Source organism: Flintibacter hominis (genome assembly GCF_014287965.1).
GTDB classification, from domain to species: domain Bacteria; phylum Bacillota; class Clostridia; order Oscillospirales; family Oscillospiraceae; genus Lawsonibacter; species Lawsonibacter aceti.
The window spans coordinates 390,292-404,025 of record NZ_JACOPO010000001.1 but is presented as its reverse complement, the minus strand read 5'-3'; the positions used below and the strand labels follow the sequence as shown (position 1 = coordinate 404,025).

Sequence of the window (13,734 nt, the reverse complement as noted above, 5' to 3'; positions counted from 1 at the left end):
TCACTCCTCCTTATCGCTGCGCTGCCGCACGGTCAGCCGGACAGGGGTGCCCTCCAGGCCGAAGGTGGAGCGGATCTGATTTTCCAGATATCGCTGATAGGAGAAGTGGAACAGCCGGGCGTCGTTGCAGAAGCAGACGAAGTGGGGCGGACGGATGCCCACCTGTGTCATATAATAGATCTTCAACCTCCGCCCCTTGTCTGTGGGAGGCTGGACCCGGGCGGTGGCGTCGGCCAGGACCGAGTTGAGCATTCCAGTGGTGATGCGCATGGCGGACTGGTCGTTGACATAGTTAATAAGCTCAAAGAGCCGGTCCACCCGCTGGCCGGTCAATGCGGAAATAAAGACAATAGGGGCGTAGGTCATATAAGACAGGTCCCGCATGACCTCCTGACGCATCTTGTCCATGGTCTTGCCGTCCTTCTCGATGGCGTCCCACTTGTTGACCACAATAATGCACGCCTTACCCGCCTCGTGGGCCAATCCGGCCACCTTGGTATCCTGCTCAGTGACTCCCTCCTGGGCGTCGATCATGATCAGGCACACATCGCTGCGCTCGATGGCCATGGTGGAGCGCAGGACGGAGAACTTCTCGATCCGGTCATCCACCCTGGACTTCTTCCGCATCCCGGCGGTGTCGATAAAGAGATATTTTCCGTGCTGGTTCTCAAACGCGCTGTCCACAGCATCCCGGGTGGTGCCTGCCACGTTGGATACAATGACCCGCTCCTCTCCCAAAATGCGGTTGACCAGAGAGGATTTTCCCACGTTGGGCTTTCCGATAACTGCCACCTTGATGACGTCGTCGTCCTCCTCCTCGTCCTCCTCCTCGGGGAAGAACTGGAAGCAGGCGTCCAGCAGATCGCCGGTGCCGTGGCCATGGAGGGCGGACACGGCAATGGGATCGCCCAGCCCAAGGTTATAAAATTCATAGATATCCGGGTTCTCCCGCCCGGTCTGGTCTGCCTTATTGACTGCCAAGATCACCGGCTTGCCCGATCGGAGGAGCATATTGGCCACCTCCTGATCGGAGGCGGTCATTCCGGTCTTGATGTCGCACACAAAGACAATGACCGTGGCGGTGGAGATGGCGATCTCCGCCTGCTCCCGCATGAAGGCCAGGATCTGGTCGTCGGTGCCCGGCTCGATGCCGCCGGTATCCACAATATCAAAGGTGCGATTTCTCCACTCACACTGGGCGTACAGCCGGTCCCGGGTGACGCCGGGGGTGTCCTCCACGATAGACAGCCGCTGGCCGCACAACTTGTTAAAGAGCATGGACTTACCGACATTTGGTCTGCCTACAATAGCAACAAGAGGTTTCATGTAATCATCCTTTCATATGCCCCTATCAAAGCCCAGCAAATCGGGTTTGATGTGGGGAGGAGGCGCAAGAGAATGCAGCAAAAAATGCCCAGACGTCGTTATGGGAGAAGCGGCCTTCGCGGCGGCGAGGGGCGGCCTGAAATATGCCGGTCTTTCCACATTCGGCTCCCCGCTACACTCTTTGATTGTATTGATAGTATTCTGTTTCTTCCTGGCTCTGGCGTTGGGCCATAGGGGTAATCTCCAGTCCGCAGATTGCGTCGCACAGCTCATAGCCGTCCTGCTCCACTGCCGTAACAGGAACACCAAGTTCCCGCTCCACATCGTCCACCGACACGTCGTCCAGAAAGACCCGCTCCCCGGAGCGGAGCATATTGGCCGGGATCAGCAGGCGCTCTCCCAGCTCCCGCCCCTTGAGCTGATGGATCAGATCGCCTCCGGTGACCAGTCCGGCCACCGTGATGGTCTCTCCAAAGAAGTGGTTGACGATGGGATAGACCCTGCCCTCTATTGTACCACATTTCTCCCTGGCCTGGGAAATCAATCTCTCCAAATATGGGGCGGCGGACACCCCGGTGGCGATGGAAAACGGGGTGGCGCCCGCCATCTCCTCCGGCTCCATCAGGTCCAGCGCCCGGCTAAACTCCCGGGAGAGCAGGGTGAGCATCCCCACCCCGTTGTCCAGCTGGGTAAACTCCTCAAAATACTCCTCCGGCGGGAGCTCCCGGCCAGCCAGGAGATAAAACTCATCCGAGCACCACGCCAGCCTGGTCCCCGCCCTCTCCAGATGGCGGGCGGCAAAGCCCTCCACCTGGTCGATGACCGCTCCGGCGGTCTCTGTGTTGTAAATGGACAGGGGATACAGCCCCTCCCGGTATTTCGTCACGCCTACGGGGACCACCGAGATGCTGTTCACCGCCGGATACATCCCCGCCAAGTCATGCAATGTCTTATCCAGAGCGGGGCCGTCGTTGATGCCGGGGCAGGATACGATCTGGCAGTTCATGGTGATGTGGTTTTGGGCAAACCGCTCCATGATATCGATGCTCTCCCCCGCCCGCCGGTTCTTCAGCATCTCCGCCCGGAGCGCCCGGTCTGTGGTGTGGACGGACACGTTGATGGGGGAGATCCGCAGGTCGATAATCCGCTGCACCTCCCGAGGGGACAGGTTCGTTAAGGTGAGGTAATTGCCCATCAGGAAGGACAGCCGGGCATCGTCGTCCTTAAAATAGAGAGAGGGTCGCATCCCAGGGGGCATCTGGTCCACAAAGCAGAAGATACAGTTGTTGGCACAGGAGCGGGCCCGGTCCATCAGATAGGTCTCAAATTCCAGCCCCAGGTCCTCCCCCTCCCCCTTGCGGATCCGCAGGGTGCGGGTGGAGCCGTCTCGCTCCCGGAGGGTCACTTCCAGCCTGGGATCATAGCTGTAAAATTTATAGTCCAGCACGTCCACGATCATGTGGCCGTTGATGTGGGTCAGCGTTTCGCCCACCCGGATACCCGCCCGGTGGGCCGGACTTCTAGGGTCTACTGACTTCACAGCCGTCATGCTCATGGATGCTCACCTTCCTTATGGGGTCTATCGTAGGGCGTTCGAATCATTTTACAATAGGTTGCCCGGTATTGCAAGATTTTCAGCTCTTTCTCCGCCGCCTGCGCCCGGAAAATTCCTTGGACAGATAGAGCCAGCCCATTAGCTCCTCATCCAGCTCGCCAAGATCGGCCACCGAGGTGTGGTGGGTCCAGCGGTTGGGGTAGGGCTCTGTCGAGTAGGGGATGCGGGGGCTTTCCACCTGAAATTCCAGAAAAAAAGACAGCCCCACATAGATCCGCCCGTCCGGCCTTTTCCACCGGGGCAGCCATAGGGCGGCGAAAGAGCCTGGACCTTTCCAGGTGATCTGGCTCTTCTGTACCACCACTTCAAAGTCACCCAGCCTATCCCGGACAGCCCTCTCAATCTCCAAATAGAGGGGCAGCAGCTCAGGCTGTTTCATAAAAAACAGGTCCACCGAGAGGTCGTTCACCGCTCCATCCTCCGTTCTCTCAATTTGGGCACCTTTTACTTCCATCCTATCCCAATCCCTCCCCTCTGTCAACGAAAATTCACCCCTTTGTTTTTTTCCTATAATATGGTATGCTTACATCTGCGCAGGACCTTCCCTGTCAAAAAGAGAGAGGCGTGATCGAACATCCATGAAACATGAGAAGAAACGAGATTCCTGGGGCTCTAAGTGGGGCTTCATTCTGGCCTGTATCGGCTCCGCGGTCGGCATGGGCAACATCTGGCTCTTTCCGGCTCGGGTGTCAAAATACGGCGGAGCCACCTTCCTGATCCCCTATCTGATCTTTGTGGTTATCATCGGCTCCACCGGCGTCATCGGGGAGATGGCCTTCGGCCGGGCCACCCGGTCCGGTCCTGTCCACGCCTTTGGCGAGGCCACCAAGCTGCGCTTCGGCACCGATAAGCCTGGCAAGCTACTGGGCCTTATCCCGGTCCTGGGATCCCTGGCCCTGGCCATCGGTTACTCTGTGGTCACCGGCTGGATCTTCAAGTACACCGCCCAGTCCATCACCGGCGCTCTGTCCGCCCTGGACGGAGTAGACGCCTTCAGCGCCAATTTTGGCGCCACCGCCTCTGGAAACCTGGGCTGGCAGATCGCCGGCATGGCGGTCACCATCGCCATCATGGCCTTCGGCGTGGGCCGGGGCATCGAGAAGGCCAATAAAGTCATGACGCCCCTGTTCTTTCTACTGTTTATCGGTCTGGCCGTCTACCTGGTCACTCTGCCCGGCTCCTCCGCCGGCTATCAGTACATCTTCGTCCTCCGCCCTGAAGGGCTCCTGGACCCCTGGGTATGGGTCTATGCCCTGGGCCAGGCATTTTTCTCCTTGTCCATTGCCGGCAATGGAACACTGATCTACGGCTCCTACTTGAGCCCTGACTCCGACATCCCCTCTGACGCCAAGATGGTGGCCCTCTTTGACACCTGTGCCGCCCTGTTGGCCGCTCTGGTCATCATTCCCGCAATGGCGGTGGCGGGCCAGCAGCTCAACGAGAGCGGTCCGGGCCTAATGTTCATCTACCTCCCCAATGTGATCCGCGGAATCCCCGGCGGGCCAGTCATCCTGGTGGTATTCTTTGTCGCGGTGGTTTTCGCTGCTCTGACCTCTCTGGTCAATCTGTTTGAGGCCCCCACCGCCACCCTCCAGGAGCTGTTCCACCTGCCAAGGCCCGCTGCCGTCGGCATCATCGGGGCCATCGGCATTGGAGTGGGCCTGCTCATCGCCCCTATCGTCTCCCAGTGGATGGACGTGTGCTCCATCTATATCTGCCCCATCGGCGCCCTGCTGGCCGCGGTCATGTTCTTCTGGATATGCGGCAAGGACTATGTACTCAAGCAGGTAAACCTGGCCCGCCACAAGCCTCTTGGGTCCTGGTTCTATCCAATGGCAAAATATCTGTTCTGCGGCGTTACCCTGCTGGTTCTGGTTTTGGGGGCTGTCTTCGGCAGTATTGGTTGAACGCTCTCCCCACTCACAAATACAGAGAGCCGGAACACAGGCTTGTGTCCCGGCTCTCTGACCAAATGGGGAAAACAAATGTGGAGGCCGCTTCTTTAACGAGCAACAGTCTTACTCCTGTCCCAGGAATATGCCTTTACAGACTTCTTATGGGCGGCAGACCGGACTATCCTAGATACCAGCTTCACGGACAGAGCCAGAACAGACGCTACTAAAATAACGATAGTGGCAATCACCAGTCGAAGCAACATATAATCAGCTATCATAACGACTCACCTCTGTACTTTATTATCCGAATCCTGCCCTTTCGGATGAGCCTATCCTATTCCATTTCATAAAAAAATGGGATTAAGCAAAATGCCGCCGCATTAAATCCGCATTAAACTTTCCTGCCGCCCACCTGAAATCATATTCTCAAACGAAACATCTTTCCAATTTGCCTTTCCAACCCCAGTGTGCTATGATACAAAAAATATAGAGAGAGGACATGACCATGGAAAAGCTCTACGAACAAGACCCATTTCTGACCCGATTCTCCGCCCATGTAGAGTCCTGTATACAAGGCAAGCGAGGCTATGACGTAATACTGGACCAGACCGCTTTCTACCCCGAGGGGGGCGGTCAGCCCTATGACCTGGGCGTCCTTGGGCCGGTCCAGGTATTGGAGGTCCACGAGCGTGAGGGCCGGGTAGTCCACACCTGTGACGGCCCTTTGGAGCCCGGCGCTCAGGTGGAGGGGCAGATTGACTGGGAACGCCGCTTCGATTTGATGCAGCACCACTCCGGTGAGCATATCGTGTCCGGCATCGCCCACGCTAAGTGGGGGTGCGACAATGTTGGTTTTCACATGGGGAGCGACTTCATTACCATCGATTTAAACGTACTGCTGGACGGAGACCAGCTCCAGGAGCTGGAGGAGGCGGCCAACCGCTATATCTGGGAAGACCACCCCATCTCCATCACCTTCCCTTCTCCGGAACAGCTGGCAACACTGGAATACCGGAGCAAAAAGGCGCTGACTGGCCGGGTAAGAATCGTTTCTTTCCCCGGCGCTGATACCTGCGCCTGCTGCGGCACCCATGTGGCCTCCTCCGGCCAGGTGGGCTTTGTGAAGCTCCTGTCCGTTCAGAAGTTTCGTGAGGGGGTACGCATCGAACTGGTGTGCGGCAGTCGGGCCTTGCGTTATGTAAACAGCATTTTAGCGCAGAACCACCAGGTGTCTACCCTTCTGTCTGCCAAGGCCTTTGAAACTGGGGCAGCGGTCCAGCGGCTGACCGAGGAGAACGCCGCTCTGAAGTCCCGGCTTCTATCCATGGAGGAGGATCGCTTTGCTTCCCTGGCCCGTCAGCTCACTGGGGCAGGAGATGTGCTTCTCTTTGAGGAGGGCCTGACCCCTGATAGTCTGCGCCGCCTGTGCGACGCCGTCCTCCAGACTTGTGGCGGGCGGTGTGCCTGCTTCTCCGGCGTGGATGGTCAGGGCTACAAGTACGCCGTTGGCCAACTGGAGGGCGACCTGCGTGCCTTTGCCAAGGAGATGAACCAAAGCCTCAACGGCCGTGGTGGCGGCAAGCCCGGCTTTGTCCAGGGCTCGGTCCAGGCGGACCATGGGGCTATCCAGGCATTCTTTTCCGCCGCTGGATAAGGAGTTTCTATGGAATATACAGTATATCAGCTTCTCTGGTTCTTTCTGGCCTACTCCTTTTTGGGGTGGCTGGGTGAAACCGCTCTGGCGGCCGCCAAACGGCGGCGGCTTATCAATCGGGGGTTTTTGAATGTCCCCTTCTCCCCGGTTTACGGCCTGGCGGCTGTGTTGTTCGCCATCTTTCTGCCCGAACTGAAAAATACGCCCTTTTTTCTCTTTCTCTTTGGCCTGATTATTGCCACCGGCCTTGAACTGTTCACCGGCATCCTACTGGAACATCTCTCCGGCCAGAAGTGGTGGGACTACTCCAGATACCGCTTTCAATTCGAGGGTCACATCTGTTTGGGATACTCCCTTCTCTGGGGCGGGATGGCCCTTTTGTGCCTCTATTTTGGCAACCCCCTGCTGGTCAGGCTGGCCGGACTGATTCCCCGCTCTGTCGGTCAGCTCATCCTGCTGGTCCTGTTCTGTCTGCTGGCCGGCGACCTGCTTACCTCTCTGGCCGCCCTGCTCCAGCTCAATACCAGTCTGAAGGAGCCCAGTGAGCTCTCCCTCCGGCTCCGTCGTCTCACCGACCATCTGGATAACGCCGTCACCCGGTATATCCAGCGCCGTATGGCCAGGGCCTACGGCCTACGGCGGGAGCGGCTGGAGGAACAGGCCCGCCGCAGAACCGCCAAAAAAGGAACGTCCGGAGTCTTTGCCCAGGGCTGCTGCTTTTACAAGCTGTTGTGGCTGTTTTTGATCGGCGCCTTTCTGGGCGACATGATTGAAACCATCTTCTGCCGTATCACGGCCGGGGTGTGGATGAGCCGAAGCAGCGTGGTCTACGGCCCCTTCTCCATTGTCTGGGGGCTGGGGGCCGTCCTGCTCACCGCTGTTCTGTACAAGTACCGGCACAAGAGCGACAGCTACGTCTTTCTTGTTGGAACCGTGGTGGGCGGCGTCTATGAGTATCTCTGCTCCGTTTTTACCGAGTTGGTCTTCGGCACGGTGTTTTGGGATTACAGCCACCTGCCCTTCAATCTGGGCGGACGCATCAATCTTTTATACTGTTTTTTCTGGGGCATCGCCGCTGTCGTGTGGCTCAAGTCCATCTACCCCCGGCTCTCCCAGTGGATCGAGCGGCTCCCTCTCCGGATCGGCCGGGTCCTCTCCTGGGTCCTCATCCTCTTTATGGTGGTCAACATCGCCGTGTCCTGTCTGGCCATGGGACGGTACACCCAGCGTCAGACTATGGACGCTCCGCCCGACACCGCGCTGGGACAGCTTCTGGACCGCCGTTTCCCAGACAGCCGCATGGAGCGCATCTATCCCAATGCTATTTTGGTGGACTGAGGTCCTCTAAACTCCTTGCGCCCCAATGGATTCCGGAGAATGTAAACCGCTGGTTAGCAGGATTCAAACCGCGAGGAGGTGGTCTTTTTCTCCCCTTTTTGCTAGGGTGAATGCAAAGGAGGCCGATGACCATGACGACCGGACAACGTATCGCCGCCAAGCGCCGGGAGCTGGATCTGTCCCAGGAGGGGCTGGGCGAGGCTCTCGGCGTATCCCGACAGTCTATTTATAAATGGGAATCTGATTCCAGTCTGCCCGATGTGGACAAACTGGTGGCTCTCAGCCGCCTGTTCCATGTATCCGTCGGCTGGCTGCTCGGTGTGGAGGAGGACCAGGAGGAGCACATCTCCAACGATCTTTCCCCTGCCCAGTTGAAACTGGTCGAGGAGATCCTGTCCCGCTATCAGCAGTCCAGCCAGCTCACCGCGGAACAGCAGGAGCGGGTGTCGGAATTGGTGGAGCAGAAGGTTCGGGAAAGCCGCTCCCCCCGCCACAGGCGCTTGCGTTACGGCGCCGCCTGTCTGGCCCTGCTGCTTGTCCTTCTGGCCGGGCGCTCCCTCTTCGCCCGGTTGAAGGAGCTGGACCGCCAATACACCGACCTGGCCAATTCCGTGGGCAATATTACCTACTCGGTCAATAGTCAAATCGGCTCCATTACCAGCAGGGTGGAGGAGATCCTAAAATCCCAGAACAGTCTGGTGGCCGACTACGCTACCAATATCCAGTCCGCCGACCTGGCGTCCAATACTGTCACCTTTTCGGTCCGTGTGGTGCCCAAGACCTATACTGAGGGGCTGGAGATCCTTCTCCATGCTGATACCGGGGATGGGTTGGTGGACGTTCCCGCCGTTCCTGGACCGGGGCAGGAGTTCTCCGGCCAGATCACCTGCCCTCTGACAGACAGCATCACCTTATCCGCAGTCCTGGTGGACCAGGGAACACGCCAGACTCAACTACTGGGTAACTATTCCTCTCTCTACGGCAGCAGTCTACCAGCGGTAGGTATCTCTCTTTTGGAGAGTGCCCTGTTAAATATTCCCCGTGGAGAGGACGGCCTGTTCCATGTGAGAGAGAATTATGGCTTCCTCACAGGGCTGTCCGCCTCCGTCTCTGCGGTCAACGAGGATATTGGTCAATCCCAGGTCAAGCAGGTCCAGCTCGGACTGTTCCGAAACCGAGCACTGCTCTTTTGGCTGGAGCCATGTAGCCGTCCAGACAATCATCACGGCTTTGAGAAGGCGGAGCAGTGGTTCCACCTTCCCTCCGTGGAGCTGGATCTCCAGGAGGGGGATGAGCTGGTCTTCGCCGCCCTGGTCACCGACCAGTACGGCCGGCAGATAGTCACCCCCTCTCTCCCCGCTTCCCGAGTAGAGGGGGATGAGATCACCTGGTTCAGCACCAGCTTTGACTTCCCCAGCGAGCCGGACGGCTGGGGGCTTGCGGGATAAAAAGACAGCGGACTGGTCACAGTCCGCTGTCTTTTCCTATTCCTCTGTCTCCACCCGCCGGACCGCCAGATAGTAGTGCTCCTCCTCCGGATTCAGCTCCACGGTCCGTATCCCGCTCTCAGGCTCAAACCCAAAGTTTTGCCGAACGATCTTGATCTGCTCCCGGTCCTCCAGAACGGCGCTCTGGCCGGTAAAGGTGAGGGCGGAGCCCAGCCTGGTCACCAGGTCATAGCCGTATACGCCCTCGTTTTCGGTGTGAGCACAATAGAAATCGAAGCTGGCATTCTTGACCAGTTGGGCAGTCACTTCCACTGTCCCGCCAGCGGGGATAGTCACTTCCCCCTCCAGATAACATACACGGTCTGCCACTTCAAAGTCCACCTCTTCCAGCCAGCCGGTTTCATACCGCTCCGCCGGGTCCTCTGACAGCAGGCCGTAGCTCATCAGATAGCCGCACAGCAGGCCGTAGTACATCTCAAAGTCCACCGTGGCCTGGGCGGGGTGGCGCAGGCCCCACAGGTCCTTGCTCCACCGCTCCATATCCGTCTCATAGAGCAGGGCGGCCACCTCCCGAAGGGCGGTATCCAGATCGCTCTCATACCGCTGGATATCCACCCCGGCCTCTATCTTTTTGTCCGTGTCCCAGCCCCCGGTGTTATAGCCCTGGGTGGTCATATTGGCCACGTCGTCCCCCAGGACAATTAAATAATAGGGTCGGTCGTGATCCCGTTCCCATTCCTGAGGAATGGAGAAGCTCTGGCCCATGATCCCCGCCTCCCGATCGTAGAAGCCGCCATGGAAGCCGTAGGAGAGAACAGTGGTCCTGTCATAGTCCAGCTCGAACTCCACCCGGAGGGTAGGGTTTGGAAGGTCGGCCTTCTCGTCCTGCTCCGGCCCCCAGGGATCGGTGAATCGATAGACCGTCACCGGCACGCCTGTCAGGTCTGGGTAATCCCCCAGGGCTCCCTCCAGATAGGAGCCGTCGGACAGAAGATCCCGGTACGCCTCCCAGGAGTCCAGCCCCCGCAGGTTCAGCCGCTCCCCATCTGTCTGTCCCTCGGTGTCCTGAAAGCCGCCGGAGTATCCGCCGGGGTGAAGGACAGTTTCCAGTTCTTCGCCGTCCGCAGACAGGGTTGGCATCCGCTTCGTCAAGTCCCTCAGGGAGCTGACAAAGGGGTAGAGCACCTGGACCCTCTGCTCCTGGTCGGAGTGATTGGTCAGTACATAGCGGTCGCGGATCAGAAGGTCCGTGGACCGGCTGGAGTAACCCCCATCGGGGAAGCTCTCCCGGAGATCACTTAGGATCTTATCGTAGCTCTCCTCCCCCCAGGCCGCTTCTTCGGCGGCCATCTCCTCATTAGAGATCCACCGGGGTACCCAGGGTTGAAAGTCCAGAGTGATCTCCCGCTGGGCGGTGACAGCCCCGTTTTCCTCCGCCAAGGTCAGGGGAAACACCGGGCCTGCATAGGACATGAAATTGGTCACCCCGTCCGCTCCGCTCCCGCCCAGGCCGTTGTTGGATGAGCTCCCCCCCATCCGGGGCAGATACCACACTGCCGCCCCCGCCACCAGGCACAGACAGGCGGCCAGGGCGGTCCACCGCCTCCAACGGGGGGCGGGCCGCTTTCCGGCCGGTCTCCGGGCCGCCTCATCTACCTTCTGGTCTGAAATGTCGCTCAGAGATTGAAAGATCCTCTCACTCTTGTCACTCACAGCACTACCCCCTCTCGCTCCAGATACCGCTTCAGACCCGTCCGCAGGCGGAGCAGCCGCTGGCTCACCCGGTTTGGGGACCAGCCCAGCTGACCGGACAGCTCATCCAGCCGCTGTCCGTACCAGTATCGGCGGACAAACAGAACTCGGTCCTCTCTCGGCAGACCGTCCAGCCAGCGGTCAATGGTCCGGGAGAGCTCCCGCGCCTCTGTCTCCTCCTCGGCGCTGGGGACGGCTGGCACACAGTCCTCCAGCTCCAGTACCAGCGCCTCCAGCCCTTCTCCCCGCTTCTGGCTCTTCCGGGCCCGCCAGCGGTCGATGGACAAATTGCGGACCAATCGGACCAGATAGGCCCGCAGGGAGGCAGGCCGCTGGGGCGGCATGGTATTCCAGGCCCGGTGCCAGGTGTCGTTGACACATTCCTCCGCGTCCTCCCGGCTGGCCAGGATATTGTGGGACAGAGAGCGGCACAGCGTGCCGTATTTTTCGTCGGTGGCCGCAATGGCCCCCTCGTCCCGGGCCCAATACAGCTGGATGATGTCTGTGTCCTCCACGGCCGCACCTCCTTCCAAAATCCTATTCATCCTTCTAGACGTAAAAGAACGTGCGATATGACATCGGATTGATTTTTTATTTTATCATGGGCCGGTGAAAAAAGCTACGAGGGGCGGACCTCGGGTGCCGGTCCCCTGGCTGTATTTTTTTGTTTACTTTCACATGGTAGCCTGTTAAAATATAGAAGTGTGGAGATATCCCCCACCCTTGGAATCATCGGGAGAAAGGAGCCTGTTATGTCAAAATTTTTGGATAAAGAGGCCAGCGATACCCTGTATCGCGCCATTTTGACCCTGAAGGACGAGGACGAGTGCCGCCGCTTTCTCCAGGACCTGTGTACCGTGTCCGAGCTGAAGGCCATGGAGCAGCGGATGGAAGTGGCCATGCTGCTGGATGAGGGCCTGATTTACAGCGACATTCTGGAAAAGACTGGGGCCTCCAGCGCCACCATCAGCCGGGTGAACCGGTGCCTCCACTACGGGGCGGAGGGCTATCAGCGGGTCATCCCCCGCCTGAAGGAGCGGCGGTGATGAACAGCTACCGCTTTCTGGCCGGCTGCTATGACCAGCTGACCTATGATGTCCGCTATCCCGCCTGGGCCGACTATATCGAAAAGCACTTCCGCCGCCAGCCCCTGCCAGGCAGGACGGTGCTGGACCTGGCCTGCGGCACGGGCTCCCTCACCCGGGAGCTGGCCTTGCGGGGCTATGAGATGATCGGAGTGGACCAGTCGCCGGAGATGCTGGCCGAGGCGGCGGAGAAAAACCGGGGCACCGCCCCCATTGAGCCCATCTTCCTGTGCCAGCCCATGGAGAGGCTGGACCTGTACGGCACCATCGACGCCTGTGTGTGTTGCCTGGACAGCGTCAACTATGTTACCGATCCGAAAAAGCTCCAGCGGGCCTTTGAGCGGGTCCACCTGTTTCTCATGCCTGGGGGTCTGTTTCTCTTTGACGTAAACACGGTGGAAAAGCTGGAGGGGCTGGACGGTCAGGTCTTTTTGGATGAAACTGAGGACGCCTACTGCGTCTGGCGGGCGGAGTACTCCCGGCGCGGCCGCATCTGTTCCTATTTCATGGATATTTTCCAGTTGGACGAAAGGACCGGCCAGTGGGAGCGGGGGGAGGAGCTCCACCGGGAGCGGGCCTACACCACGGAGGAGCTGACGGCCATGCTCCGGCAGGCGGGTTTTTCCCAGATCAGGATATTCGGAGAATTGAAAATGCGTCCCCCCGTGGACGGGGAACAGCGCGTTTTTTTCACCGCGAGAAAGGACAAGTAATACCTATGCGCGACGAAATCGTAAGAGCAATAACCGGCGACGGCCTGGTCAAAGCTGTCGCTGTCACTGGACGGGACGTGGTGGAGCGGGCTCGAAACATCCACAAGCTGCTGCCCATGTCCACCGCCGCCCTGGGGCGGGCTCTGCTGGGGGCCTCTATGATGGGCGACATGCTCAAGGAGGAGCAGGGCTCCCTCACCCTTCAAATCAAAGGGGGCGGCCCCCTGGGCACCATTTTGGCGGTGTCCAACTATGAGGGCAACGTCCGGGGCTATGTCCAGCACCCCCAGGTGGACCTGATGGAGAAGTACCGGGGCAAGCTGGACGTGGGGGCCGCGGTGGGAACCGACGGCACCCTTACCGTCATCAAGGACATCGGACTGAAGGAGCCCTATGTGGGGTCTATCGGTCTGTTTTCCGGTGAGATCGCTGACGACTTGGCCATGTACTTTGTGGAGAGCGAGCAGATCCCAACCGCCTGTGCCCTGGGTGTACTGGTAGGGCTGGACCAGTCTGTCACCGCTGCCGGCGGCTATCTCATCCAGCTTCTGCCTGGCGCCGACGAGGAGATGATATCCAAGATAGAGGCCGGGGTCCATGCCATGGGCTCGGTCAGCCACGCTCTAGCCGATGGACTGGACGGCGAGGGATTGCTGAAAGCGGTACTGAAGGACTTTGAGCTGGAGATCCTGGAGAAGCATCCGGTGGAGTACCGGTGCTACTGCTCCCGAGACCGGGTGACCCGCGCCCTCATCAGCATGGGGCGGCAAGAGCTGTCCGGACTGATCGCCGAGCAGGGCCAGGCGGAGCTGTCCTGCCAGTTTTGCGACAAAGTGTACCGCTACTCCAGGGAGGAACTGGAGGACATTTTGGCCAATATGTGAGCATCAGGGCTGGCCCAGGCGGGT

At 59.1% G+C, this 13,734-nt stretch carries 13 protein-coding genes; 7 read left to right on the top strand and 6 right to left on the bottom strand.

Annotation, left to right across the window (positions count from 1 at the left end; all coding sequences use genetic code 11):
• From der to H8S11_RS01895, 3 genes are all read right to left on the bottom strand, one after another.
• A complete protein-coding gene (gene der / locus H8S11_RS01905) occupies positions 1-1,326 on the bottom strand; it encodes a ribosome biogenesis GTPase Der (RefSeq protein WP_186851989.1) in 1,326 nt (441 codons plus the stop codon).
• A gap of 172 nt (positions 1,327-1,498) precedes the next feature.
• Positions 1,499-2,881 carry a DUF512 domain-containing protein gene (locus H8S11_RS01900; protein WP_186851988.1) on the bottom strand — a complete coding sequence of 461 codons (1,383 nt, stop codon included), beginning with the start codon at positions 2,879-2,881 and terminating at the stop codon, positions 1,499-1,501.
• Between the two features lie 79 nt (positions 2,882-2,960).
• Positions 2,961-3,395: a DUF5655 domain-containing protein gene (locus H8S11_RS01895; RefSeq protein WP_147571410.1), complete on the bottom strand. Its 435-nt coding sequence runs from the start codon at positions 3,393-3,395 to the stop codon at positions 2,961-2,963.
• Between the two features lie 124 nt (positions 3,396-3,519).
• Here H8S11_RS01895 and H8S11_RS01890 point away from each other — a divergent pair, with 124 nt between their 5' ends.
• Complete coding sequence (locus H8S11_RS01890; protein ID WP_147571411.1) at positions 3,520-4,848, top strand: sodium-dependent transporter; 1,329 nt, start codon at positions 3,520-3,522, stop codon at positions 4,846-4,848.
• A gap of 95 nt (positions 4,849-4,943) precedes the next feature.
• Here the strand turns inward: H8S11_RS01890 and H8S11_RS01885 are convergent, their stop codons facing one another.
• Positions 4,944-5,114: a hypothetical protein gene (locus tag H8S11_RS01885; protein WP_186851987.1), complete on the bottom strand. Its 171-nt coding sequence runs from the start codon at positions 5,112-5,114 to the stop codon at positions 4,944-4,946.
• A gap of 227 nt (positions 5,115-5,341) precedes the next feature.
• On the opposite strand from H8S11_RS01885, the gene H8S11_RS01880 reads away from it, so the two are divergent.
• The 3 genes from H8S11_RS01880 (at position 5,342) to H8S11_RS01870 (ending at position 9,276) form a co-directional block, all read left to right on the top strand.
• Positions 5,342-6,490: an alanyl-tRNA editing protein gene (locus tag H8S11_RS01880; RefSeq protein WP_366460524.1), complete on the top strand. Its 1,149-nt coding sequence runs from the start codon at positions 5,342-5,344 to the stop codon at positions 6,488-6,490.
• Positions 6,491-6,499: 9 nt separating this feature from the next.
• Positions 6,500-7,828, top strand: a complete 1,329-nt coding sequence (locus tag H8S11_RS01875) for a putative ABC transporter permease (protein ID WP_186851985.1) — start codon at positions 6,500-6,502, stop codon at positions 7,826-7,828.
• 131 nt (positions 7,829-7,959) lie between these two features.
• Positions 7,960-9,276 (top strand): helix-turn-helix domain-containing protein, encoded by a 1,317-nt coding sequence (locus H8S11_RS01870; protein WP_186851984.1) that lies wholly within the window; start codon positions 7,960-7,962, stop codon positions 9,274-9,276.
• A 36-nt stretch (positions 9,277-9,312) separates the two neighbouring features.
• On the opposite strand, the gene H8S11_RS01865 is transcribed toward H8S11_RS01870, so the two are convergent.
• Together H8S11_RS01865 and H8S11_RS01860 are read right to left on the bottom strand one after the other, a co-directional pair.
• Positions 9,313-10,989 (bottom strand): hypothetical protein, encoded by a 1,677-nt coding sequence (locus tag H8S11_RS01865; protein WP_186851983.1) that lies wholly within the window; start codon positions 10,987-10,989, stop codon positions 9,313-9,315.
• On the bottom strand, positions 10,986-11,543 hold the full coding sequence (locus H8S11_RS01860) for an RNA polymerase sigma factor (RefSeq protein ID WP_186851982.1): 558 nt from the start codon (positions 11,541-11,543) through the stop codon (positions 10,986-10,988). Before H8S11_RS01860 ends, H8S11_RS01865 begins: the two co-directional genes overlap by 4 nt.
• Positions 11,544-11,780: 237 nt before the next feature.
• On the opposite strand from H8S11_RS01860, the gene H8S11_RS01855 reads away from it, so the two are divergent.
• Genes H8S11_RS01855 through hslO form a run of 3 tightly spaced genes read left to right on the top strand, consistent with a single transcriptional unit; the run spans position 11,781 to position 13,710 of the window.
• Positions 11,781-12,074 carry a YerC/YecD family TrpR-related protein gene (locus H8S11_RS01855; RefSeq protein ID WP_147571416.1) on the top strand — a complete coding sequence of 98 codons (294 nt, stop codon included), beginning with the start codon at positions 11,781-11,783 and terminating at the stop codon, positions 12,072-12,074.
• Positions 12,074-12,826, top strand: a complete 753-nt coding sequence (locus H8S11_RS01850; RefSeq protein WP_186851981.1) for a class I SAM-dependent DNA methyltransferase — start codon at positions 12,074-12,076, stop codon at positions 12,824-12,826. Before H8S11_RS01855 ends, H8S11_RS01850 begins: the two co-directional genes overlap by 1 nt.
• 5 nt (positions 12,827-12,831) lie before the next feature.
• Positions 12,832-13,710 carry an Hsp33 family molecular chaperone HslO gene (hslO, locus tag H8S11_RS01845; protein WP_186851980.1) on the top strand — a complete coding sequence of 293 codons (879 nt, stop codon included), beginning with the start codon at positions 12,832-12,834 and terminating at the stop codon, positions 13,708-13,710.
• The last annotated feature ends 24 nt before the right edge of the window (positions 13,711-13,734 follow it).